General features: G+C 42.8%; 24 protein-coding genes and 1 pseudogene. 10 read left to right on the top strand and 15 right to left on the bottom strand.

Features of this window, described 5'->3' with window-relative positions; translation table 11 throughout:
- Window positions 1–73: pseudogene (locus KUG37_RS10465) on the top strand (NGG1p interacting factor NIF3); the annotation flags it as partial.
- A 143-nt stretch (window positions 74–216) separates the two neighbouring features.
- On the top strand, window positions 217–1,686 hold the full coding sequence (locus KUG37_RS10460) for a carotenoid oxygenase family protein (RefSeq protein WP_216935429.1): 1,470 nt from the start codon (window positions 217–219) through the stop codon (window positions 1,684–1,686).
- 227 nt (window positions 1,687–1,913) lie between these two features.
- On the opposite strand, the gene KUG37_RS10455 is transcribed toward KUG37_RS10460, so the two are convergent.
- Window positions 1,914–2,675 carry a nitroreductase family protein gene (locus KUG37_RS10455; protein ID WP_216935436.1) on the bottom strand — a complete coding sequence of 254 codons (762 nt, stop codon included), beginning with the start codon at window positions 2,673–2,675 and terminating at the stop codon, window positions 1,914–1,916.
- A gap of 108 nt (window positions 2,676–2,783) precedes the next feature.
- Window positions 2,784–3,584 carry an enoyl-CoA hydratase gene (locus tag KUG37_RS10450; RefSeq protein ID WP_216935428.1) on the bottom strand — a complete coding sequence of 267 codons (801 nt, stop codon included), beginning with the start codon at window positions 3,582–3,584 and terminating at the stop codon, window positions 2,784–2,786.
- Window positions 3,585–3,687: 103 nt separating this feature from the next.
- On the opposite strand from KUG37_RS10450, the gene KUG37_RS10445 reads away from it, so the two are divergent.
- The 3 genes from KUG37_RS10445 (at window position 3,688) to KUG37_RS10435 (ending at window position 5,856) form a co-directional block, all read left to right on the top strand.
- Window positions 3,688–4,275: a nicotinate-nicotinamide nucleotide adenylyltransferase gene (locus KUG37_RS10445; protein WP_216935427.1), complete on the top strand. Its 588-nt coding sequence runs from the start codon at window positions 3,688–3,690 to the stop codon at window positions 4,273–4,275.
- Between the two features lie 39 nt (window positions 4,276–4,314).
- On the top strand, window positions 4,315–4,884 hold the full coding sequence (locus KUG37_RS10440) for a YceI family protein (protein ID WP_216935426.1): 570 nt from the start codon (window positions 4,315–4,317) through the stop codon (window positions 4,882–4,884).
- Window positions 4,885–5,292: 408 nt separating this feature from the next.
- On the top strand, window positions 5,293–5,856 hold the full coding sequence (locus KUG37_RS10435; RefSeq protein WP_216935425.1) for a YceI family protein: 564 nt from the start codon (window positions 5,293–5,295) through the stop codon (window positions 5,854–5,856).
- 188 nt (window positions 5,857–6,044) lie between these two features.
- Here the strand turns inward: KUG37_RS10435 and KUG37_RS10430 are convergent, their stop codons facing one another.
- The 5 genes from KUG37_RS10430 to dapD form a co-directional block, all read right to left on the bottom strand.
- Window positions 6,045–6,503 (bottom strand): peroxiredoxin, encoded by a 459-nt coding sequence (locus tag KUG37_RS10430; RefSeq protein WP_216935410.1) that lies wholly within the window; start codon window positions 6,501–6,503, stop codon window positions 6,045–6,047.
- Window positions 6,504–6,583: 80 nt separating this feature from the next.
- A complete protein-coding gene (locus KUG37_RS10425) occupies window positions 6,584–6,997 on the bottom strand; it encodes a hypothetical protein (RefSeq protein WP_216935408.1) in 414 nt (137 codons plus the stop codon).
- A gap of 16 nt (window positions 6,998–7,013) precedes the next feature.
- Window positions 7,014–7,685: a 7-cyano-7-deazaguanine synthase QueC gene (gene queC, locus KUG37_RS10420; RefSeq protein ID WP_216935406.1), complete on the bottom strand. Its 672-nt coding sequence runs from the start codon at window positions 7,683–7,685 to the stop codon at window positions 7,014–7,016.
- Window positions 7,686–7,719: 34 nt separating this feature from the next.
- Window positions 7,720–8,430: a 7-carboxy-7-deazaguanine synthase QueE gene (gene queE / locus KUG37_RS10415; RefSeq protein WP_216935404.1), complete on the bottom strand. Its 711-nt coding sequence runs from the start codon at window positions 8,428–8,430 to the stop codon at window positions 7,720–7,722.
- 120 nt (window positions 8,431–8,550) lie between these two features.
- On the bottom strand, window positions 8,551–9,372 hold the full coding sequence (dapD, locus tag KUG37_RS10410; protein ID WP_216935402.1) for a 2,3,4,5-tetrahydropyridine-2,6-dicarboxylate N-succinyltransferase: 822 nt from the start codon (window positions 9,370–9,372) through the stop codon (window positions 8,551–8,553).
- Window positions 9,373–9,693: 321 nt separating this feature from the next.
- Here dapD and carO point away from each other — a divergent pair, with 321 nt between their 5' ends.
- On the top strand, window positions 9,694–10,437 hold the full coding sequence (carO, locus tag KUG37_RS10405) for an ornithine uptake porin CarO (protein WP_216935400.1): 744 nt from the start codon (window positions 9,694–9,696) through the stop codon (window positions 10,435–10,437).
- Between the two features lie 452 nt (window positions 10,438–10,889).
- Here carO and KUG37_RS10400 read toward each other — a convergent pair whose 3' ends face one another.
- The 7 genes from KUG37_RS10400 to KUG37_RS10370 form a co-directional block, all read right to left on the bottom strand.
- Window positions 10,890–11,813 (bottom strand): CysB family HTH-type transcriptional regulator, encoded by a 924-nt coding sequence (locus KUG37_RS10400; RefSeq protein ID WP_216935398.1) that lies wholly within the window; start codon window positions 11,811–11,813, stop codon window positions 10,890–10,892.
- Window positions 11,814–11,867: 54 nt separating this feature from the next.
- Entirely contained in the window at window positions 11,868–12,929 is a 1,062-nt protein-coding gene (locus KUG37_RS10395) for a sulfate/molybdate ABC transporter ATP-binding protein (RefSeq protein WP_216935396.1), read from the bottom strand.
- Between the two features lie 11 nt (window positions 12,930–12,940).
- Window positions 12,941–13,834 (bottom strand): sulfate ABC transporter permease subunit CysW, encoded by an 894-nt coding sequence (cysW, locus tag KUG37_RS10390; RefSeq protein WP_216935394.1) that lies wholly within the window; start codon window positions 13,832–13,834, stop codon window positions 12,941–12,943.
- Window positions 13,831–14,664: a sulfate ABC transporter permease subunit CysT gene (gene cysT, locus KUG37_RS10385; protein ID WP_216935393.1), complete on the bottom strand. Its 834-nt coding sequence runs from the start codon at window positions 14,662–14,664 to the stop codon at window positions 13,831–13,833. Before cysT ends, cysW begins: the two co-directional genes overlap by 4 nt.
- A gap of 85 nt (window positions 14,665–14,749) precedes the next feature.
- Window positions 14,750–15,355, bottom strand: coding sequence for an alpha/beta hydrolase (locus tag KUG37_RS10380; RefSeq protein WP_216935392.1), 606 nt, complete (start codon window positions 15,353–15,355; stop codon window positions 14,750–14,752).
- Window positions 15,356–15,384: 29 nt separating this feature from the next.
- Window positions 15,385–16,398, bottom strand: a complete 1,014-nt coding sequence (locus KUG37_RS10375; RefSeq protein ID WP_216935391.1) for a sulfate ABC transporter substrate-binding protein — start codon at window positions 16,396–16,398, stop codon at window positions 15,385–15,387.
- A gap of 177 nt (window positions 16,399–16,575) precedes the next feature.
- Window positions 16,576–17,583 (bottom strand): sulfate ABC transporter substrate-binding protein, encoded by a 1,008-nt coding sequence (locus tag KUG37_RS10370; protein ID WP_216940417.1) that lies wholly within the window; start codon window positions 17,581–17,583, stop codon window positions 16,576–16,578.
- Between the two features lie 159 nt (window positions 17,584–17,742).
- Here KUG37_RS10370 and pabC point away from each other — a divergent pair, with 159 nt between their 5' ends.
- The 4 genes from pabC (at window position 17,743) to KUG37_RS10350 (ending at window position 20,728) form a co-directional block, all read left to right on the top strand.
- On the top strand, window positions 17,743–18,555 hold the full coding sequence (pabC, locus tag KUG37_RS10365) for an aminodeoxychorismate lyase (RefSeq protein ID WP_216935390.1): 813 nt from the start codon (window positions 17,743–17,745) through the stop codon (window positions 18,553–18,555).
- A gap of 1 nt (window position 18,556) precedes the next feature.
- Window positions 18,557–19,615 (top strand): endolytic transglycosylase MltG, encoded by a 1,059-nt coding sequence (mltG, locus tag KUG37_RS10360; protein ID WP_216935389.1) that lies wholly within the window; start codon window positions 18,557–18,559, stop codon window positions 19,613–19,615.
- Between the two features lie 2 nt (window positions 19,616–19,617).
- Window positions 19,618–20,217, top strand: a complete 600-nt coding sequence (tmk, locus tag KUG37_RS10355; protein WP_216935388.1) for a dTMP kinase — start codon at window positions 19,618–19,620, stop codon at window positions 20,215–20,217.
- A gap of 94 nt (window positions 20,218–20,311) precedes the next feature.
- The gene (locus KUG37_RS10350; RefSeq protein WP_216935387.1) at window positions 20,312–20,728 is read left to right on the top strand and encodes a PaaI family thioesterase; all 417 of its coding nucleotides are present in this window, start codon (window positions 20,312–20,314) and stop codon (window positions 20,726–20,728) included.
- A 111-nt stretch (window positions 20,729–20,839) separates the two neighbouring features.
- Here KUG37_RS10350 and nadB read toward each other — a convergent pair whose 3' ends face one another.
- Window positions 20,840–22,474, bottom strand: a complete 1,635-nt coding sequence (nadB, locus tag KUG37_RS10345; protein ID WP_216935384.1) for an L-aspartate oxidase — start codon at window positions 22,472–22,474, stop codon at window positions 20,840–20,842.
- Window positions 22,475–22,583 lie beyond the last annotated feature (109 nt).

Genomic DNA, 22,583 nt, shown 5'->3' with positions numbered 1-22,583 from the left:
GGCTCTCAAGGAAAGTCATCCTTATGAAGAGCCAGCCTTTGAGTTTATTCAGCTTTTAGATATCAAGGTCTAAAATTATAAGTTTGACGTTCTGTTACTACGGCGTGTTCGATTTAACGCGCCGTTAGTCTAGATTCAGAAAATAGCCAGATGGCTTTTGTTATTATAATCTCTGCCAGAATAATCCAAAGAAAAAATACAATAAGGATAATTACAATGCAGTGGCCAAAACTGCTGAACAGCATGCTTAAAAATACTCTCAGCAAATCTATCCAGTATGGTACAGAAATCCTGCATCAGCGCATTCCATATTCGCATGACAACCCTTACCTGGAAGGTATGTTTGCACCGCAACGACAGGAACACTTTTTTACAGATTTAAGGGTGGAAGGACAGATTCCTGCAGAACTGGATGGCGCACTGATGCGGATTGGTCCAAATCCTATCACAGTCAAAAACCCACGCAACTATCATTGGTTTACGGGCGATGGCATGCTGCATGCGCTCAGACTCAAAGGTGGCAAGGCACACTGGTATAAAAGTAGTTATATTGGCTCTGCCAGTGTACAGAAAAAACTTCATCGGCCACAAATTCCCGGTAAATCGCGAGGTGTTGCGGATGCTGTCAATACCAACGTCATCCACTTCGCCGGAAAAATCTGGGCGCTGGTAGAAGCGGGGGCTTATCCAGTTGAACTGAATGCTGCACTGGAGTCAAAACGGCATCATTTATTTGAAAATGATCAGGATCTACCCTTTACTGCTCATCCGCATATTGATCCTGAAACCGGTGATATTCATGCGGTTTGTTATGATGCTTTAACTCAGAATAAAGTTTTTTATCTGCAAATAGATTCAGAAGGAAAGTTGAAACATCAGGTCGAAATACCAGTAAAACATGGCCCGATGATTCACGATTGTGCCATTACCAAATCTCAGGTGCTGATTCTGGATCTGAATGTAAAATTCTCGGTACGCAGTCTGTTAAAGGGTTCAATGCTGCCATATCAATGGAATCCCAAACGGCAGGCACGTATTGGAGTATTACCTTTTGGCGGTAAAGTGGCTGATATTCGCTGGTATGAGATTGATCCCTGTTTTATTTTTCATACCGTAAATGCGTATGACCTGAATACTGGCGATGTAGTGATGGATGCCGTAATTCACTCCAAAGCATTAGTCAATTCTATACAGGGACCGATTGAGGCTCAGGATATTCGACTGGAGCGTTTTATTTTCGAGCAAGCCGCCGGGAAGGTGACTCGGACGGTATTATCCGGGATGAAACAGGAATTCCCACGGATCAATGACGCTTATACAGGGCGGCCTTATCGTTATGTCTACAGTATTTCCTTTGGCGAGTTTGATGATCCTGTTCATATCAGCAGCAATAGGCTCTTGAGCCATGATCTGGAAACTGGCAGTTCAGAAAGTTATTCCTTTGGTGCAAACTGGGTAGCAGGGGAGGTGATATTCATCGCCCGGGAAGGTTCTCAAGCTGAAAATGAGGGCTGGCTCATGTCTTATATTCATGCTTTGGATGGGAGTCCATCTAGAGTAGTGATTCTGGATGCACAGCATATGACTGAAGGACCGATTGCAACGATTCATTTGCCGGTTCGTGTGCCGGTCGGGTTTCATTGTAACTGGATTGATTATCGGGAACTGAAAACCCACTATTCATAGGTTTTGATTATTTACTGGCATTTTTAAGATGGCATAGTCTTCATATAGTATGAAGAATTCACTCTCTGTTTGCAGGTTGATATGGCTTTAAAGGACAAGGAATATATTGCATAAGATAAGCAAAATTATGTGTCAGGCAGGAATTCATCCTTGAATCTCTGCCTAAGCGCGATATCCATGTCACCAAATGAGGATGAACTTAAGGCTTTGTTTTTCTATAGCTGCTATTAAACCTTCTGAATAAACAACTCGCGGTCAAATCGGTACTGTGGGAAGAACACACCATCATTCGCACGTTCACCTGCACCAATCACCATGACGGGATACTGTTGATCATTTAAGCCTAAGATATCCCGTACCATTGGTTCATCAAAACCTTCCATCATGCAGCTATCAAAGCCATAGGCACGTAAGGACAAGACCATATTTTCACAAGCCAGTGCCGTTGTTTTAGTCGCCCAAAGTTTGGCATCTGCTGGACTAAAGGCAGATACCGGCATCTGTTTGTCTAAAGTACGGGCAACTTTGAACGCCATTTTCTTAAAGTTACCAAAAGCATTCAGATAACCGGTCTTATAGTTGTATGGAATATATTTATAGTATTTTCTAATCGCGGGTGGTGCTTCTGGGAATGGGAATTCATTCACATTACGCTTCGCCATTTCATCAATACGGTCGGTACGTGCCACACAAACAATTAACTCGGAAGCAGTTTTTGCTGCCAGTTGACCCATGCAGGCTTTGACCAGACGTTTTTTCTTGCCCGGGTTTTGTACCACATAAAAGGTCCATGGCTGTAAGTTTGACGAATTCGGTGCCAGCAATGCCAGATCCAGACAGGCATCCAGAACTTCGGCAGGAATTGGCTTTTTGGTAAATTTACGGACTGAACGTCGGCTTTCAACCACCTTACGAAAATTATCTACATCTATATCCTGAGGAGCAGGCTCATAATAGCGTTTGTTGTCAGGGTTGGTGCTATCAGGCATTTGATGAGATTTATCAATCAATTTTTCAGTAGACATATTCTTTATTCTGGCAAGTAAAGGAATCAATAAGGCAGTGTAAACTACCTCATTGATTCCTAAGTTTGAAAATTAGTTGAATTGTGTGAAATCAGGTTTACGTTTTTGCATAAAAGCCTGGACAGCTTCCAGCATTTCAGGTGAGCCGACGCGCTGCATGAAGATTTCTGCCTCATGGTCGATCCATTCAACAATTTCATCCAGATTATGTTTCATCAACGCTTTAGTTTGCTTCAAAGATGCCAAGGGTAAAGCTGCGAGGGTTTGCGCCTGTTTTTGTGCAGCAGCATAGCTGTCTTCTTCGATACTGTTAACCAGACCTGCACTGAGTGCTTTTTCACTATTGAATTTTTGCGCAGTCAGTAATAATTCAGCTGCTTTATGATAACCCGCCTGTTGAATCAGTAATTTGCTCGATGCACCTTCAGGTGATAGGCCCAGACTGACAAATGGAATCTGGAACAGGGCAGTGTTATCACTGTAGACCAAATCACAATGCAGTAAGATCGTCACCCCAATTCCGATCGCAACCCCACGTACCGCTGCAATTAATGGCTTGGAAAATTTTGCAGCAGATTTGAGTAAAATAAACGGCGGGCCTTCAGCAGCAGGTGCCTGACCTTTCTTGGCAGCAGATTTCATAAAATCCTGCATATCATTACCGGCACTAAAGTCTGCGTCCTGACCACGTAATACGACTACACGAACCTCATTATCTTGATCTGCTTCATCGAGTGCCTGAGCGATCCATAAATAAAGCTCGCTGTATAACGCATTTTTCGCTTCTGGGCGATTGATGGCTAAAGTGAGTACACCATGTTCTAAATTCGCATTCAAATGCTCATGAGGTTGTTGAATACAGCTCAGTGTCATCGTACTATCCTTGCTTTAAAACTTAATTTGATTTTATGGGAATTATTATGTCGCATATTTATTGGGGTGGCACAACTCATGAGTCATAAAAAACTGATTCCTTATGAACTATACATTTGATTACCTGGTTTTCATTGGCCGCTTTCAGCCTTTTCATCTGGCGCACATGCAAACCATCAATATTGCCTTGCAACACAGCCGAAATGTGATTTTGGCCCTCGGTTCTGCGCAAAATGAACGCAATATCAAGAATCCCTTCTTGGCCTCGGAGCGTGAAGCCATGATTCTTTCAAATTTTAGTCCGGAAGATCAGGCACGCATCAAATTTGTAGAAGTCATTGATGTTTATAATGATGAAAAATGGCAAAAACTGGTGAAATCGCTGGTGAATCAGGCCATAGAACCGAATGCCAAAGTCGGATTGATTGGGCATTTTAAAGATGATTCTTCGTATTATTTGAAGTTTTTTCCGGAATGGGAGATGGTTGAACTTGAAAGCCTGAAAGGTGCAATTTCCGCGACCCCGCTGCGTGAAGCTTATTATCGGGGTGAAATTATCGAATCAGCCTTTCCTCTAGGTACCCGCGAGTTTTTACAGAAATTTCAGAATACGTCTACTTACCAACAATTGCAGCACAAATACCTGACACAAGATCAAACCAATCTGGAAGAATCTCAAGTAAACTTTTAAGTCGGGGCAAGAAATTGCAACGACTCAGGAGTGGGTAAGATGAAGCTCCAGACCACCATCAAAAGTATCGTAATTGCGGGTGTGGTTAGTCTAAGCCTGCTTGCTCCAGCACATGCACAGGAATGGACACTAACCTCACAAACCCATGTCGGTTTTAATATCAGGTCAATAGATTTTTCTGTGGTGAAAGGGAAATTTGAGCAGGTTCAATCCAGTATGAGCTTCGACCCCGAAGAGCCACAAAATGCCTCGGCACAGTTTGTTTTGGATATAAATAGCCTAATCTTGAGCAAGCCTTCACTAAAAAACATGATTTTGAGTGAAGATTTATTTTATGCAAAAAAATATCCAACAGCGATGTTTAAGAGTCATGAATTTATAGTTTTAGGTAATCATCACTATAGTATAAAAGGAGATTTGACCTTACGCGGTATCACCCAGCCTGTAACCCTGCATACAGTTTTAAAACCCAATCCAGCCAACCCAAAACTTTTGGATGTTGAATCCAAAGCCGTGGTCAACCGCAGTGATTTTGGTATGAAAAAAGCGTTTGGGGGGATAGGGGGAAAAGTGAACATTGAGTTAGATGGACAATGGAAACTACGATAGTTACATATTTAAAAAACTGGCTAAAAGTATTTTTTGATTGCTGAGTTTTACGTTATTGCGTAATCATTTTATTCTATTAGTGGTAAAGGCTATTGTACTTCCAAGCCGCGGGTAGATTTAAATCCCCTATTAAAATTTACAATGAATAGTCATATTTTAGAGCTAAATTTTTTAAAAAACAAAATTTTATAATGTGAAATCGTTCTAGTTGGCTTATATCAATCTATTTTACCGAGAATTTATATCGATTATTTTTTCCATTAGTCATGAATCATTTTACAAAAACTTGAATAAACTGATATAAAAATAACGAAAAGATGTTCGACCACAAAAAAAGAAAATTTAATTTCAGATTAAGCCGTGTACCTGAATCCGACCAATAAGAAATTAAATAAGGTAGATTTTAAATTGAAAACAATAATAAAAACTGGTTTCGCCAGCGTGGTGATCTGTTTAGCTTTGACCAGCCAGTCCTTTGCAAGATCATGGACCTTAACCCCCACAAGTGATGTCGGTTTTGAGATCAAGTCGATGGGAATGACGGTGGTGAAAGCCAAATTCAATCAGGTGCAATCCAGTATGCACTATGATGCCAGAGACCCACAAAATGCATCCACCCATCTGGTCATGGATGTTGATAGTTTGAGCTTTAGTAAACCTCTATTGAAGCCTATGATTTTGGGTGAAGACCTGTTTTATGCCAAAAAATATAAAACTGTACAGTTTAAAAGTATCCAGTTTAAAGATTTAGGTAATGGAAATTACAATGTTTTAGGTCATTTAACCCTACGTGGCGTGACCAAACCGGTAACTTTTGTGACTACCTTTAAACCGAATCCTTCTAATGCCAATCTGCTGAATGTGCAAGCCTCAGCGGTGATTAAGCGCAGTGATTTTGGAATGAGAAAAGGTATTGCCGGCGTTGGGGAGAAAGTAAATCTTCAGCTTTCGGGACAATGTGAGCTGAATTAAGTGAGTATTTATCAATATCTGGTTATTGGCTCAATCTTATTTTAATCTGAATATGATGCTCAGCCTATTAGCCAACTGCACTTTTAAAAATCTAAGCAGAAGATAAACACAAAAATTTTGACTATTTTGAGTGCTTTGTCCGAAAGATAAAAGCCCAACCGGATGGGCTTTTATCGTGAATGTTGCGATCAGGCAGCTTGTAATGCTTTTAAATCTTCTAGCACTTGTTCAGCGTGCCCAGCGGCTTTCACTTTACGATATTCTTTGACCAGTTCGCCGTTATGGAAAATAAAAGTTGAACGCTCAATTCCCATGACTTGTTTGCCATACATATTCTTTTCTTTGATCACGTCAAAATGATGGCACAGGATTTCTTCTTTATCGCTAATCAGATTAATACTCAAATTCTGCTTTTCAGTAAAGTTCTGATGCGCTTTTATCGAATCGCGGGATACACCCAGAATCGTGGTATTTAAGGCATCAAACTGGTCTTCTAAACAGGAAAATCCAACAGCCTGAGTGGTACAGCCCGGTGTAGAATCCTTAGGATAAAAATAGATGACCAGCCAGTCTGTATCCAGCTGGGTTAAATTGATCTCGCCGGTCGTCGCAGGGAAATTCTGGTCAACTAAACTTATTTCAGACATAAAAACTCCTGTTTTCTCTAAAATATTTCAAAAAAATAAGCCACATTATAGTGGCTTACTTCACAAAGAATAATCAGACTTTATTTCTTTGGTGCTGCTTGAGCTGATTTCATCGCTTCTTCAGTCAAAGTTTTCAGTTTACCTGTTAACTGTGGACCAAAACATGCTTGAAGATCTTTATTCTGCTTTTGTACAAAAGCTAAACTACCAGGGCTTTTCTTCTGGTTAATCGTGCTTTGAATTTCCCATTTTTGCGCATTGGTTAATTTACCATCTGCTTCAACAGCACAAGTACAATATTTACTGACTTCAGCAGAGGTCAGTTTCTTGCTTTTGCCAGTTTCATCTTTACAAACATTGATCAATGCAGATTTCACATTGGTGCTTTTATATGCTTGTTGTAATTTGTCATCAGCTGCTTGAGCCGTAGTTGCGAACATAGCCGCAGCTGAAACAATTGCTGAAAGCACGATGCTTGATTTTAGATTCTTCATAAACTCTACCTTGTTATTACGGTATATAACGTGTCGGGTCTTCAACACCTGCGTCCGCAAAACCCTGTTTACGTAAGCGACAACTGTCACATTTACCACAGGCACGGCCTTGGTCATCTGCTTGATAGCAAGATACCGTTTGACTGTAGTCTACGCCATGTTCTATACCCAAGCGAATAATATTTGCTTTGGATAAATGTAACAAAGGTGTTTCAAATTTGAGCGCCTGACCTTCCACACCAACCTTGGTAGCAAGGCGTGCCATGTTGGCAAATGCTTCAATAAATTCCGGACGGCAATCCGGATAACCGGAGTAATCGACCGCATTTATTCCGATTACAATCGCTTCAGCCTTAAAGACTTCTGCAGCGGCTAAAGCATAAGACAAGAAGATGGTATTACGTGCAGGAACATAGGTAATCGGAATGCCGGCTTGTTCATGATCAGGCACCTCAATACTATGATCGGTAAGAGCTGAACCACCCAGATTACCCAGATCAATATTGATGACACGATGTTCTACACCTGCACGTTCAGTCAGTGCTTTGGCTGCATCCAGTTCCGTGGTTGAGCGTTGGCCATAGCTAAAACTGAGTGCGATGCATTCATCATAGCGTGCCTGTGCCCAAGCCAGACATGTTGTTGAGTCTAATCCGCCAGATAACAGGACAATGGCACGAGGGCGCATAAGCTGATTCTCCAAAAAAATACTTTACAAAAAATTAACGACCAGTTTCATCATTCCATAACAACTTGTGCAGCTGTAACTGGAAACGAACAGGGAGATGGTCTTCTAAAATCCACTGAGCCAAGTCACGCGCCAGTTGAGGTAAACGAACTGCACCTTTTTCGACCGCAAATGCAGGCGAAAACCAGACAGTGCTCACTTTCTCTTGAAGCTGGTACTGTTCAACCTGCTGCTTTGACCATTCATAGTCTTCGCGGTTACAAATGACAAACTTGATTTGATCATGTGGCGTTAAATGATCGAGATTGGAAAGCAAATTCCGTGCAACTTCACCTGAAGCTGGCGTTTTTAAATCTAAAACTTTGGAAACGCGCGGATCTACTTTGGAAACATCCAAAGCACCACTGGTTTCAAGTGAAACTTCACATCCTAAATCGGCCAGTCGCTGCATCAGGGGCAGGGCATTGGGTTGTGCCAAGGGTTCACCGCCGGTCACACAGACATAGGGTGTTTTAAAATTGAGCGTGGTCTGGATAATATCTTCCAGAGACTGACGCTCACCCCCTTCAAATGAATAGGTCGTATCACAGTAGCTGCAACGTAATGGACAGCCGGTTAGACGGATAAATACCGTTGGCAATCCTGCGGCATTGGCTTCACCTTGCAATGAATAGAAAATCTCCGTAATGCGTAAACCCGCAGACGGATCAGAGACAGGAATTGCGGAAGATCGAAGCGTATTCATAACAAAACTAACCAATGAAAAATAAATAACCAGGTATAAAAATAAAAATCCCTACGATCATTACTAACCGTAGAGATGAGGAGCAAGATGACTCTCGTTCTATGAGGAACTCAAGACATCTTAGTCTTCGCGTAATAGATCGTTCAGGCTTGTTTTAGAACGAGTTTGAGCATCAACCTTTTTCACAATAATGGCAGCATACAGGCTGTAAGTACCACATTTAGATGGAAGGCTACCAGCAACAACAACTGAACCTGCTGGCACGCGACCATAATGGATTTCGCCAGTTGCGCGGTCATAAATCTTGGTCGACTGACCAATGAACACGCCCATAGAAATGACAGAACCTTCTTCAACGATCACGCCTTCAACAATTTCAGAACGTGCACCAATAAAGCAGTTATCTTCAATAATAGTCGGATTCGCTTGAAGTGGCTCAAGTACGCCACCAATACCTACACCACCTGACAGGTGAACATTTTTACCAATTTGCGCACATGAACCGACAGTTGCCCATGTATCAACCATCGTACCTTCATCTACATAAGCACCGATGTTGACATAAGAAGGCATCAAGATCACGCCTTTAGCCTGGAATGAACCTTTACGCGCAACAGCAGGAGGGACTACACGTACACCAGCAGCTTTGAACTGTTCTTCAGTCCAGCCTGAGAATTTAGTATCTACTTTGTCATAGAAACGAAGATCACAAGCTTCCATTGGTTTGTTGTCGTTTAACTTAAATGATAACAATACTGCTTTTTTAATCCATTGATGAACAACCCATTCACCATCGATTTTTTCAGCAACACGTAAAGTACCATTGTCTAGACCAGCAATTACTTCCTCAACTGCTTGACGAATTTCAGCAGAGCAATCTGCAGCTGTAAAATTCGCACGGTCTTCAAACGCTTGTTCAATGATTGTTGAAAGCTGCGACATGATCTTCCTTCCAGAAAAAAATTTTCTAGATTTTACACTATATTGCTGGAAAAATAGTTGAAAGCCCTAAAAATAGGTGAAAAATAACCAAAACGATAGAAAGCGTAAAATTATTAAAGTGATAAGTATTATTTTTCATAATATTGAAGTGTAGGAGAAGTGTTAGAAAACGCTTGCTTCTGAACAAGAAAAATTAATTTGTATCAAAAAATAACAAAAGATTAGCAAAATGTGAATAAAAAATATTTTTTAAGTCCTTTATATTGAGCCTATCACGAATAATTAATGATCAAAAATTAAGTTCTTTTGAGGAGAGAAATAATGAAACCTTTAAATAATATTTTAGCAGTATCTGTTTTAGCTTTAGCAGCTAGTTCTGCTATGGCTGCAGATGAGACGATTGTCACAGATGAGGGTGTTGCATCTTTTTCTTTTTTTAAACCCGCTTCTGTTCGTGCTGAAGTCGGTACTACCGGTTATGGTGGTGCAATCTCCTGGAGTGCTAACCCATATGTAGGTGTAACTTTAGGTTATAACGGCGGTGATATTTCCTGGTCTGATGACTTGTCCATTAGCGGTACGAAATATGATCTTGATCTGGATAATAACCTGACTTATTTAAATGCTGAAATCCGTCCTTGGGCAAACTGGTTCTATATGGCAGCAGGGGTAGGTTATACCGATAATGACTATGGCCTTGAACGCCGACCAGGTACAAATGCTTCATTTGAAGTAGATGGTACTCGTTTTAGTAATCCAACCGGTGCAGATGTTCGTATTAAGGGTGATTTATCATATAAGAATAGTATTGCTCCTTATGTAGGGATTGGTTTCTCACCAGCTATTACCAACCGTTGGGGCGTATTTGGTGAAATTGGCGCCTATTACAATGGTAACCCAGAAGTAAACTTAAGAGCTAATCCAGAAGCTCTAATTGCCGTACCACCAGGAGATGATGGTCGTACTTTAGCTCAAGCAATTGTAGATGAAGAGCGCAAAATTCGCGAAGATAACAAGTATGAATGGTTCCCGGTAGCGAAACTCGGTGTAAGCTTCCGCTTCTAAGTTTTAGCTGCTTAACCCCATATAAAAAAAACGAGCTTCGGCTCGTTTTTTTATATGTCACTTAAATTATTTTAAATGATTAACCTGAGATCGGGCACTATGATCAGAAATTGCGGATAAGCCTACCATCTGGGATCTAATAGATTCAGATAAAGAAGTTTCAGGTTTTCAAACTTTTTTCTATATAAAAATTCCAGAGCCATCGTCTGGTTAAAAGCCCATGAGTGACCTCAGGTTACGGCTCACAAACTGAATGGTGGCGGCTTTAATTGGCAAAGCTGCACCTGCAACCATATGCTGATAAGAATGGGCAAGATCCATATGATAAGACGGGTCGCAAATCAGTCTGCATGACAGTTGAGGATGCAATTAGAGTTTTAGTATTTTATCTGCACCAGAAATAAAAAAGAGGCCATTTAGCCTCTTTGATTAAAAACTTAAAATAATGCGCTTTATTCGTCTGGATAAGCCACTTTTTTCAGTACCTTAATATCTGCATCTGGCGAGCAGAGTGAAATAAATTCATAGCCATAACCACGCAGTAAATGACCTTTACGGACTGCGATCCAGGTAGTGTTTACCCCGAAAATATCTGTCTTGATTTTCTTTAAACGGTAATCACGCTCCGGATCATAGGCAACATCGTTGACAATACCGACCCCCATATTCATTTCCACATAGGTTTTGATGACATCGGCATCAAGAGCAGACATCACAATATCTACATCAAAACCTGCCTCTTCAAAGGCGGTATCAATCTTGGAGCGACCGGTAAAACCACCGTGATAAGTGATAATCGGATAAGGGGCCAGATCTTCAATACGTACTTGCTCTTTACTCGCCAGCGGATGATTTTGCGGCGTAATAATACTGTGTTGCCAGTTATAGTAAGGAATGCTGGCCAGATTGTCTTCAGTCGTGAGCGCTTCAGTCGCAATGCCGATATCGGCTTGACCTTGAAGTAGCATTTCCGTGATTTCAACCGGACTCGCCTGTTGCAAAATCAAATGTACTTTAGGAAATTCTTTTTTGAATTGACTGACAATCGGTGGCAATACATAACGCGCCTGGGTATGCGTCGTTGCAATGGTTAATGTACCTTCATCGACTTTATTAAAATCATCAGCCAGACGTTTAATATTATCAGCATCGACCAGCATGCGTTCCACAATGCCTAAAAGTGCCTGACCCGGTTCGGTTAATCCCAGTAGACGCTTACCCTTGCGGATAAAGAGCTGCACCCCAAGTTCATCTTCCAGATCTTTAATATGCTTACTTACTCCAGACTGTGAGGTATAAAGCGCAGCTGAAGCTTCAGTTAAATTAAAGTTCTGTCTAACGGTTTCTCGTATAATTCTTAATTGTTGGAAATTCATGATTCTCTTTACCCTATAAGAGGATGGGGCATTTTAAAGCCCCATCTTTTAGTCTTAAGCGACCTGGTTTTCAAATAAATGCAAGTTAACCGCACTTAACCAAACGGTTTGATTGGGGCGGAATTGATGTGCTCTTGCTTCATCAGGTGTCAGTAAAATTTCAATCAGATTACCCTGACGATCATTCAGCTCCGCAACGACCTTGCCTGCAATCCATAATTCACGGATGAAAGTCGCCTGAATCGCATTGTCATGCGGCTGCGCATGAATGCGTAAATCATCTGGACGTGCGAATAAAATCACTTCGCCTTGAGCGGCATTTTTTGCCCCATCAAACTGGATTCGGTCTTCACCGAGATGGATCATGCCGCCATGGTTCTGACCTTCAAAACGATTCGCCTGACCCAAAAAGTCGAAGACAAATGGGGTTGCCGGTGTTTCATAGACTTCACGTGGTGAACCGATTTGCTCGACATCACCTTTGTTCATTACCACGATCTGATCCGCAACTTCAAGCGCTTCTTCCTGGTCGTGTGTTACGAAAATAGAAGTAATATGAAGTTCATCATGCAGGGTACGTAACCAGCGACGCAGCTCTTTACGGACTTTGGCATCCAGTGCGCCGAAAGGTTCATCCAGTAACAAAACGCGTGGTTCAACGGCTAGGGCACGTGCCAGAGCAATACGCTGACGCTGACCACCAGAGAGTTGAGCTGGATATCGGTCAGCCAGGAAACCGAGCTGAACCAAGTCGAGTAAACGTGTAACACGTTTTTTAATTTCTGCTTCTGAAGGACGGGTTTTACGCGGACGAACGCGCAGACCAAAAGCGATGTTGTCAAATACCGTCATATGACGGAACAGGGCATAATGCTGGAACACAAAGCCGACTTCCCGTTCCCGTACATGAACATTGGTCGCATCCTGACCTTCAAGAATGACCTGACCGCCATCCGCAGTTTCCAGACCGGCAATAATCCGGAGTAAAGTGGTTTTACCGCAACCTGATGGCCCGAGCAGTGCCACCAGTTGACCGTCTGGAAAATCCAGCGAGATATTTTTCAGTGCATGGAATGCACCAAAGTGTTTTTCAATATTTTGTACTTGAATACTCATGTTGGCATTCCTTAAGAAACTGTTGAATCTTCATTACGTTTGTCTTGTTTTTCCTGGCGCAGTTCTACCCATGTTTTTAAAATCAGGGTCACAATTGCGAGGAGAGCCAGAAGCGAAGACACGGCAAACGCAGCACTAAAGGTATATTCGTTATAAAGAATTTCGACGTGTAAAGGCAAGGTGTTGGTTTCACCGCGGATATGACCGGATACTACCGACACCGCACCGAATTCACCCATGGCACGGGCATTACACAGAATCACGCCGTAGATCAGACCCCACTTGATATTGGGTAAGGTCACCTTCCAGAAGGTTTGCCAGCCAGTAGCACCGAGCACAATAGCCGCTTCTTCTTCTTCTGTGCCTTGCGCTTCCATTAAAGGAATTAATTCACGTGCCACGAAAGGTACAGTAATAAAGATGGTCGCCAAGACAATTGCAGGTACTGCATAAAGGATCTTGATGTCATTGTCCATCAGCCAGGAACCCATCCAGCCTTGCGTACCGAAAATCAGTACCAGCATTAAACCGGCAATCACGGGTGAAACCGAGAAAGGCATATCAATTAAGGTGGTGAGGAATGACTTGCCACGGAAATTGAATTTTGCCACTGACCATGCAGCAGCAACACCAAATACTACGTTGAGTGGGACCGCGATTGCAGCAGTGAGTAAGGTTAATTTCACTGCCGATAAGGTATCTGGATGCACCAGTGCCTGGCTATAGACACCAATTCCCTGTTTAAAGGCTTCCACAAAAACCAGAATCAAGGGCAGAATCAGGCAGCTCAAAAAGAAAATCAGTGCAATGGTAATCAGGGTGTAGCGCACCCAGGTTGGCTCGCGGGTTGCATCACGGGATTGCAGCTTTTCAGCCAGCGCATTGCTGTTGGTATTTAGACTCATCCTGCAGTTCTCCCTGTGCGACGGCTGGCCCAAGCTTGCAGTAAGTTAATCAAAAACAGCAAGACAAATGAAATGAGCAACATTACTACAGCAATTGTGGTCGCACCGGCATAGTCATATTCTTCCAGACGAGAAATAATCATTAACGGTGCAATCTCTGTTTCAAAGGGCTGGTTACCGGCAATAAAGATCACCGAACCATATTCACCGACACCACGGGCAAAGGCCAAAGCGAAGCCAGTGATTAGCGCTGGCAGCAGAATCGGAAAAATGACTTTGGTGACAATCTGAAAACGGTTTGCACCCAGTGCAGAAGCCGCTTCTTCCAGTTCAGTTTCCAGATCACTCAGTACCGGTTGTACGGTACGCACCACAAAAGGCAGACCAATAAAGATCAGCGCCAGCGTAATACCAATCGGGGTATAAGCGACTTTAATGCCGATCGGCTCTAGATATTGACCAATCCAGCCGGTCGGTGCATATAAAGAGGTCAGGGCAATACCCGCAACTGCAGTTGGCAAGGCAAATGGCAAATCTACAAGGGCATCGACAATACGTTTACCCGGAAAGCTGTAACGTACCAGACACCAGGCCAGTAACAAACCAAACACTACATTTACCAGTGCGGCAAAAATCGCTGTACTGAAACTGAGTTGCAGTGATTTTTGGATACGTTCAGAGCTCAGGATTTCCCATAAGCCTTCCCAGCCAATGCCCAGTGATTTGATAAAAACGGCAGACAGTGGGATCAAAACGATTAATGACAAATACGCTAGGGTAAAGCCTAGAGAAAGACCAAATCCTGGCAGCACTCGGGATCGCTGCGACATGATTACTCCTCAAAAGAGAGAATGCTGGTTAAAGCTAACCAGCGAAACTAGAAAATAAATTTGGCACAAGCATAGTTTGCAGCGACTAAAATGCAAATTTAAAATAATACTTGCTATCATCAACTTTGCTGATATGCGGCATAGTGTTTCCTGAAATCAAATAGGTTTTAATTTCAGGAAAGGGACCAAAGCCTGAAGCGACATTGACATGACCGACTGCGCCCAGATTAATCGGTTTAATTTTCCAGGCTTGAGCCAGTATGTGGGCATCTTCAAAGCTTAACCAGGGATCATTTTCGCTGATCAATAAAGTTGTTGGCACCTGAAGCTTGAGCTGCTGAAAATAATCGCTGTAATCGGTTTGGCTGTCACGGGCAAAGCCATTTTCCCCAAAACGTGCCGGATTGGCCGGCGCCACCAGAATCAGCTTTTTAACTTTAGTACCTAATTCTGGATGTTGTGCCAGTGCAGCGACTGAGGTGAGACAACCAAAGCTGTGTGCGACAATCTGGACATCGTCCTGAATGGCTTGAAGTGCTTTAATAAATTCAGCGATCCATTTCTGCAAAACGGGATGATTCCAGTCTTTTTGTTGCACACGAGAGCATCGAGTGAGCTGATGTTGTAACCAGGTCTGCCAGTGATTGTATTCGCTACCACCGACACCTGGAACAATAAGCGTATGTGTCATATCGATGCTCCTCTGAGATCAGCTGCGAATTACTTTGCGCTGTTTGCCTTTACAATTTGGTCGAACACACCACCATTTTCAAAATGGGCTTTCTGCACTTTATCCCAACCACCAAATTCCTGATCAATCGTAACCAGTTTTAATGGCTTAAATACCTGGCTGTATTGGGCCAGTACTTTGGCATTACGTGGACGGTAGAAGTTACGTGCCGAAATTTCCTGACCGAGTGGCGAATACAGGAAGTTCAAATAACCTTGAGCCAGGTACTTGTTACTTTTTTTATGGGCATTTTTTTCTACAATTGCGACTGGTGGTTCAGCCAAAATTGAAAGGGTCGGGGTAATGATTTCAAACTTGCCCGGTTGTTCACGGATGGCTAAATGCGCTTCATTTTCCCAAGCCAGTAGGACATCCCCGATGCCTCGTTCAGCAAAGGTCGTGGTTGAACCGCGTGCACCTGAGTCGAGTACTTTGGTGTTTTTATAAATTTTACGAACGAATTCCTGTGCAGTCGTATCATTGCCGCCTGCTTGATGTTTGGCCCATGCCCATGCCGCCAGGTAGTTCCAGCGAGCGCCACCTGAGGTTTTCGGATTTGGAGTAATAATGCCAACACCAGGTTTCACGAGATCACCCCAGTCCTTGATCCCTTTAGGGTTGCCTTTACGCACCAGGAACACAATGGTTGAGGTATAAGGTGTAGAGTTTTGTGGAAGTTTCTTTTGCCAGTCTGCGGGTAGTATCTTGGCCTTTTCTGCAAGCACATCAATGTCTGCTGCCAAAGCTAAAGTCACGACATCTGCATCCAGACCATCAAGCACAGCACGTGCCTGTTTGCCTGAACCGCCATGTGACTGCTTGAAGTTGATCTTTTGACCGGTACGGCTTTCCCAGTATTTACCAAAATTCTTGTTTACATCTTCATATAGTTCACGTGTCGGATCGTAGGAAACATTCAGAAAGTCGCGTGCTGCCGCACCAAACGATGTTGTCGAGATAACAGCCGCTAAAACCCCAAGTTTTATTGTTTTTGAAATGCTCATAGAAACCTCAATCTCTTACACGTTTTGTAATATAGGTGAAGAATAAACCTATTCTTTATGCGTAAAAAATAATTAAAAACGAATTTAATATGAAAATAAAAGATAAGTAAAGGCTTAAGTTCTTGAAATAACAATGGCCTTATCAATAAAGGCCATTGTAGATTGTAAAATTAAAAATTATTTTGCGTAATTGGCTTTTACAATCTGATCAAAGATACCGCCATTATCGAAATGCGCTTTTTGTACTTTGGTCCAGCCACCAAATTCTTTATCAATAGTCACCAGTTTTAATGACTTAAACACATTGCTGTGCTGCTTCAGGACATTCGTATTACGTGGACGGTAAAAGTTTTTCGCTGCCACAGTTTGCCCGGCTGGTGAATAGAGATAATTTAAATAGGCTTTGGCAAGGTTTTCATTACCATCTTTCTTGGCATTTTTCTCTATGATGGCGACTGGTGGCTCAGCCAGAATCGAGAGAGTGGGAGTAATGATTTCAAATTTACCCGGCTGTTCACGTGTAGCGAGATGCGCTTCATTTTCCCAAGCCAGTAAAACGTCACCGATCCCACGCTCAGCAAAAGTGGTGGTTGCACCACGTGCGCCTGAGTCCAGCACTTTGGTCTGTTTATAAATTTGACGCACAAAATCTTGTGCTTTGCTGTCATTGCCACCAGGTTGATGTTTGGCCCATGCCCATGCAGCCAGATAGTTCCAGCGCGCCCCGCCAGAAGTTTTCGGGTTCGGGGTAATGATGTCTACGCCTGGCTTCACCAGATCTCCCCAATCTTTAATCCCTTTAGGATTACCTTTTTTGACCAGAAAAACGATTGTTGAGGTATAGGGAGTCGAGTTCTGCGGGAATTTTTTCTGCCAGTCTTTAGGCAGAAAACCGCGTTCTGCAATTTCATCAATGTCAGCAGCTAGCGCGAGCGTCACGACATCCGCATCCAGACCATCAATCACAGCACGTGCCTGTTTTCCTGAGCCGCCATGTGACTGTTTATAATTTACGTCCTGTCCTGTGGTTTTTTTCCAGTATGCACTGAATTCCTTATTAAAATTGTCATATAATTCGCGGGTTGGGTCATAAGACACGTTCAGGAAATCTTTTGCAGAGACACTGAAAGCAGTGGCTGAAACCAGTGCAGCCAATACCCCAATTTTTAATTTATGAATATTCATTTTTGCCTCAAGTTTTTTAGCTTTTGTTAGATGAAGCAAGAATAGCTTGAGTTTTTTTGCATAAAAAATAATTAAAAAAGAATTGGATGTGAGTAAAACAGATATATAGGTGAAGCTTGGATCTTACTGCTCAATTTATATTTTAGAGGCCGCAAAAATATGCTGTATTTAAAAAATGCCCAACCTGCCAGCCATATAGAGGTGCTGGATCGTGGCTTTCATTATGGTGATGGTTGTTTTACCACGGCCCGGGTTCGGCATAACCGGATTGAATTATATGATCGTCATTTGGCACGTTTGCAAATCAGCAATCAAAAATTAAGCCTGAATGCCAATCTGGATCTGATCACAGAAAGTTTAGAGCTTTTATGTGAATCAGAAAGTGAATTGAACGGAACATTAAAGATTGTGCTCAGTCGCGGAATCGGCCAGCGCGGTTATAGCCTGCCGGAGCATCCTGCAGATTTGTGGCTGTTTTATTATCCTCAGGTTGTAGCGGATTTTGAGTTTGAACAGATTCAAAGTGGTGTATTGCAGCAGGCGCTGGGTTTGACCATGCCAAGTCTGGTAGGATTGAAAACCCTGAATCGTCTGGAGCAGGTTTTACTCAAGCAGGAAGCCGATCAACGTGCTTGGCCTGAGGCGCTGGTAACAGATGTACAGGGTGGAATTGTAGAAGGGGTGAGCAGTAATTGTTTCATTCTTATAAACAATACATGGATTACGCCTGAACTTCGTTATAATGGTGTCTTTGGGGTAATGCGTGCAGAAATTCTGCAACGTATGCAAGATCAGGGGGTTGCCTGTCAACAACGATACATCGATATGGATGAAATTCTCCATATTCAAAGCCTGTTTTTCTGCAATGCACTCAGCCCGATGAAAATTGTCACGCAATTTGAGCAGCGAGCCTTGGATGCCAATGCTTGTATTGAACTTTTTAACCGTCTTCGATTAAACCAGATGTCTTAATATGCCAGCTTCCAAACCTAAAGCCAAAAAGAACAATAAAGCGAGATTTTCCTCATCTTTCAAAGGAATAGCCTTGGTATTCCTTGGTATTGCTTTGATCGTGACGTTGATCCTGAAAAGCAGTCTGTTAAAGGATTATCCTGTCGAAGGAAAAAAACAGCTGCTCGCGATTGAATCTGGTCAAACGTATTCCGGTTTTATTGATCACTTGGCCAAAGAAAACCAGGTGAGTTTTCCAATCATTCTTAAGCTGTATCAGCGCATCATGATTCACGACAGCATGAAAGCGGGCGTGTATGAAGTGCAGCAGGGCATGAGTATTCGTCAGGTAATGGAAATGATTTCCGATGCAGACAATGCCCAGATGAGCCGGATTCTGGTGATTGAAGGCACAACATTTAAGCAACTGGTTGATACCCTAAAGAACAATGATCTGGTTACCAAGGAAGTGCTGCACTTGCCTACTGCGCAATTACTGAAAGAACTCAATATTACGTATTCACATCCTGAAGGGTTATTTGCACCGGATACTTATTTCTTTGCTAAAGGTGAAACAGACCGAAAGATTCTGACCAATCTGTATAAGCGTCAAATGAAAGCACTCGATGAGGCGTGGGCAAAACGTGCGAGTGATCTTCCTTATAAGAATAAGTATGAGGCACTCATTATGGCCTCCATCATTGAAAAAGAAACTAGCATTGATAGTGAGCTGGAACAGGTGTCCGGTGTTTTTATGCGCCGTTTAAAAAATGGCATGCGTTTACAGACCGATCCAACCGTAATTTACGGAATGGGTGACAGCTATAACGGCAATATTACCCGCAAGGATTTACGCACACCGACGCCGTATAACACCTATACTATTTCTGGTTTGCCGCCAACACCTATTGCGTTGCCTAGCAAGAAAGCTATTGAAGCAGCCATGCATCCGGATAATTCAGACAACATTTATTTTGTGGCCACAGGTAATGGCGGACATAAATTCACGACCAATCTGAATGATCACAATAAGGCTGTGCAGGAATATCTAATGATTTTACGCTCGAAAAATAAGGAATGAGTATGTTTATTAGCTTTGAAGGCACAGAAGGTGTAGGGAAAACCACGCTCATTCGTTCGATCTATGATGATTTTATCTCACAAGGCAAAGATGTCGTTCTTACTCGCGAGCCAGGTGGTACTCCGATGGCCGAACAGATCCGCTCCTTACTTTTGGCGGTTAATCATGAAGAAGCCATGGCACATGATACCGAGTTGCTGTTGATGTATGCAGCGCGTGCCCAGCATCTGGCACAAGTGATTCTACCTGCATTAGAAGCTGGGAAAATTGTCCTGTGTGACCGTTTTACTGATGCCAGTTTTGCTTACCAATGTGCAGGTCGGGGTTTGAGTGAAACGAAGTTGCAGTTACTGAATGATCACTTTGTAGCACGTATGCCGGATATTACTTTCTGGTTAGAAGCTCCTATTGAACTGGGAATGAACCGGGCACGCGAACGGGGTGCGCTGGATCGCTTTGAACAAGAGAAAGTCACTTTCTTTGAGAAAGTGAGAGCGGGTTATGAAACCTTATGGCAACGCCATCCGGAACGGATCAAACGTCTGGATGCGACCCAGATACCTGAACAGGTATTTGAACAGGCCTTAAGTTATTTAAAATAAGCTGGGTCTTAAAATAATTTTTATTTAACTTTTCTCTAGGTTAATTCGTGAAAAATCTTCTATATTAAAATGGATATAGAAGATTTTTTATAATATGAAAAAGACTAAAACAGAGATTGAACAATTTTTACAACAAGAATTTCCGCAAAGCCTGGAGAAATGCCGGATTGAAGCAGTTTCTCCGCGTGGAGCTACTTTGCTTTATCAGGTGAGATCAGAGGAATTACGTCCAGGCGGCACGGTTTCTGGTCCAACCATGATGACCTTAGCGGATTTTGCGCTTTATGTCGCAATCCTTGGTGAAATTGGCTTAGTCGGTTTGGCTGTGACCACTAACCTGAATATCAATTTTTTACGTAAACCTTCAGGTGGAACCGATATACGCGGAGAGTGTAAGCTGATCAAGGTAGGCAAGGCACTGATCGTTGGAGAAGTCTGGATTTATTCGATAGATAACGAAGAACCTGTCGCACATGTCACGGGCACATATTCAATCCCGCCTCAACGCTAGATACTATAAAAAATAGAAGACTCGGTATAAATAGCCTAAGCTAAATTTGAGTGGGTAAGAATTTAAAAAAAAGAGGAGATATGATTCCGATCATCACATCTCCCAGATTATTTAAATATTGACCAAAGGCGTTTCGACTTCAAAATTTGGCGGGGCGAGTACGGTCTTACGTAGTTCTGGTAGCAGTTCTGGATAATCCAGAGTGAAATGCAGACCGCGAGATTCTTTACGGTGCATGGCACAGCGCACAATCATCTCTGAAACCAGCACCAGATTACGCAATTCAATCAGGTTTTTACTGACCTGATAATCCTGGTAGTATTCGGTGATTTCTTTTTTCAGCATTTCAATACGATGCAAGGCACGTTCCAGGCGTTTAGTGCTGCGTACAATACCGACATAGTTCCACATGGTTTGACGTAACTCGTCCCAGTTCTGCAGAATCACGACATCTTCATCCGGATTGGTTACTTGAGAATCATCCCAAGCGGACACAATCGGGAACTGATATTCATCATCAAAATGAGATTCGATATGCCTGGCTGCACTCATGCCATAAACAAAGCATTCTAAAAGTGAGTTACTTGCCATTCGGTTAGCACCATGCAAACCAGTATAAGACGTTTCCCCAATCGCATAGAGCCCGGCGATATCGGTCTGGCTGTTTTCATCGACCACGACGCCACCACAGGTGTAATGGGCCGCAGGAACCACCGGAATCATGTCTTTGGTAATATCAATGCCAAGCTCCAGCAAGCGGGCATATAGGGTGGGGAAATGTTCTTTAACAAAACTTTCATCTTTATGAGTAATGTCCAACCAGACATGACGAATCCCCAGTCGCTTGATTTCATAGTCGATCGCTCGTGCCACGATATCACGTGGTGCGAGTTCGGCACGCTCGTCAAAACGCAGCATAAAGCGTTCGCCATCGGGCAGGCGTAGATAAGCGCCTTCGCCACGCATTGCTTCAGTGATCAGGAAGGAACGCGCTTGTGGATGATAAAGGCAGGTCGGATGAAACTGGTTAAACTCCATGTTGGCCACCCGGCAGCCGGCACGATAGGCCATGGCAATGCCGTCACCTGTGGCAATGTCCGGATTCGAAGTATATAAATAGGCTTTCATTGCACCGCCACAGGCAAGGGCGGTAAATGGCGCTAAAAAGGTATGAACTTTTTCAGTTTTTTCGTCTAGTACATATAAACCTAACGCGCGATTATCACCGTCTACACCGAGTTTTTGTGAACAGATCAGGTCAATCGCAATATAATTTTCAAAAATGCTGATGTTCGGCTTTTCTTGAGCACGTTGTACCAAGGTGTTGGAAATTGCACGACCTGTGGCATCAGCAGCATGAATAATGCGTCGCTGTGAATGGCCACCTTCACGCGTGAGATGTAACTGTTCCTGACCATCCAAGGTAAATTGCACGCCGTGTTTCAGCAAAAAATCGACTGAAGGTTTGCCGCCTTCCACCGTCTGTTTGACCGCGTCCATTTCACAGAGTTGTGCACCGGCAATCATGGTGTCATCAATATGCTGTTCAATCGAATCCATTTCATCCAGTACCGCAGCCACACCTCCTTGCGCATAAAAAGTGCTGGCATCGCTGAGCGTGGATTTTGCTAAGATGGCAATGTTGAAATGATCAGGGAGCGAGAGGGCTAAGCTTAAACCGGCACCGCCGCTGCCCACAATAATCACGTCAAAATGATGGGTCAGGGATAAATTAGACATGTCCATCCGCTAATTTGAAAAAGTTCGCTCATCACAGCGCTTTTTTGTACAAAATGCAAGCATTTAAGTGCTCATTTATTGATGAAAAAACTAATCAAAGCCTTAACTTAGTGTT

This window comes from Acinetobacter sp. BY419, assembly GCF_019038395.1.
In the GTDB taxonomy this organism is placed as follows: domain Bacteria; phylum Pseudomonadota; class Gammaproteobacteria; order Pseudomonadales; family Moraxellaceae; genus Acinetobacter.
Note: the sequence above shows the minus strand (reverse complement) of the source record. Positions and strands in the feature narration are given on the sequence as shown.

What these genes read in the sequence shown, in the direction of transcription:
- KUG37_RS10460 (WP_216935429.1), top strand. Translation starts at nt 217, where the DNA reads ATGCAGTGGCCAAAACTGCTGAACAGCATGCTTAAAAATACTCTCAGC.
- KUG37_RS10455 (WP_216935436.1), bottom strand. Translation starts at nt 2,675, where the DNA reads ATGCCTGATAGCACCAACCCTGACAACAAACGCTATTATGAGCCTGCT.
- KUG37_RS10450 (WP_216935428.1), bottom strand. Translation starts at nt 3,584, where the DNA reads ATGACACTGAGCTGTATTCAACAACCTCATGAGCATTTGAATGCGAAT.
- KUG37_RS10445 (WP_216935427.1), top strand. Translation starts at nt 3,688, where the DNA reads ATGAACTATACATTTGATTACCTGGTTTTCATTGGCCGCTTTCAGCCT.
- KUG37_RS10440 (WP_216935426.1), top strand. Translation starts at nt 4,315, where the DNA reads ATGAAGCTCCAGACCACCATCAAAAGTATCGTAATTGCGGGTGTGGTT.
- KUG37_RS10430 (WP_216935410.1), bottom strand. Translation starts at nt 6,503, where the DNA reads ATGTCTGAAATAAGTTTAGTTGACCAGAATTTCCCTGCGACGACCGGC.
- KUG37_RS10425 (WP_216935408.1), bottom strand. Translation starts at nt 6,997, where the DNA reads ATGAAGAATCTAAAATCAAGCATCGTGCTTTCAGCAATTGTTTCAGCT.
- queC (WP_216935406.1), bottom strand. Translation starts at nt 7,685, where the DNA reads ATGCGCCCTCGTGCCATTGTCCTGTTATCTGGCGGATTAGACTCAACA.
- queE (WP_216935404.1), bottom strand. Translation starts at nt 8,430, where the DNA reads ATGAATACGCTTCGATCTTCCGCAATTCCTGTCTCTGATCCGTCTGCG.
- dapD (WP_216935402.1), bottom strand. Translation starts at nt 9,372, where the DNA reads ATGTCGCAGCTTTCAACAATCATTGAACAAGCGTTTGAAGACCGTGCG.
- carO (WP_216935400.1), top strand. Translation starts at nt 9,694, where the DNA reads ATGAAACCTTTAAATAATATTTTAGCAGTATCTGTTTTAGCTTTAGCA.
- KUG37_RS10400 (WP_216935398.1), bottom strand. Translation starts at nt 11,813, where the DNA reads ATGAATTTCCAACAATTAAGAATTATACGAGAAACCGTTAGACAGAAC.
- KUG37_RS10395 (WP_216935396.1), bottom strand. Translation starts at nt 12,929, where the DNA reads ATGAGTATTCAAGTACAAAATATTGAAAAACACTTTGGTGCATTCCAT.
- cysW (WP_216935394.1), bottom strand. Translation starts at nt 13,834, where the DNA reads ATGAGTCTAAATACCAACAGCAATGCGCTGGCTGAAAAGCTGCAATCC.
- cysT (WP_216935393.1), bottom strand. Translation starts at nt 14,664, where the DNA reads ATGTCGCAGCGATCCCGAGTGCTGCCAGGATTTGGTCTTTCTCTAGGC.
- KUG37_RS10380 (WP_216935392.1), bottom strand. Translation starts at nt 15,355, where the DNA reads ATGACACATACGCTTATTGTTCCAGGTGTCGGTGGTAGCGAATACAAT.
- KUG37_RS10375 (WP_216935391.1), bottom strand. Translation starts at nt 16,398, where the DNA reads ATGAGCATTTCAAAAACAATAAAACTTGGGGTTTTAGCGGCTGTTATC.
- KUG37_RS10370 (WP_216940417.1), bottom strand. Translation starts at nt 17,583, where the DNA reads ATGAATATTCATAAATTAAAAATTGGGGTATTGGCTGCACTGGTTTCA.
- pabC (WP_216935390.1), top strand. Translation starts at nt 17,743, where the DNA reads ATGCTGTATTTAAAAAATGCCCAACCTGCCAGCCATATAGAGGTGCTG.
- mltG (WP_216935389.1), top strand. Translation starts at nt 18,557, where the DNA reads ATGCCAGCTTCCAAACCTAAAGCCAAAAAGAACAATAAAGCGAGATTT.
- tmk (WP_216935388.1), top strand. Translation starts at nt 19,618, where the DNA reads ATGTTTATTAGCTTTGAAGGCACAGAAGGTGTAGGGAAAACCACGCTC.
- KUG37_RS10350 (WP_216935387.1), top strand. Translation starts at nt 20,312, where the DNA reads ATGAAAAAGACTAAAACAGAGATTGAACAATTTTTACAACAAGAATTT.
- nadB (WP_216935384.1), bottom strand. Translation starts at nt 22,474, where the DNA reads ATGGACATGTCTAATTTATCCCTGACCCATCATTTTGACGTGATTATT.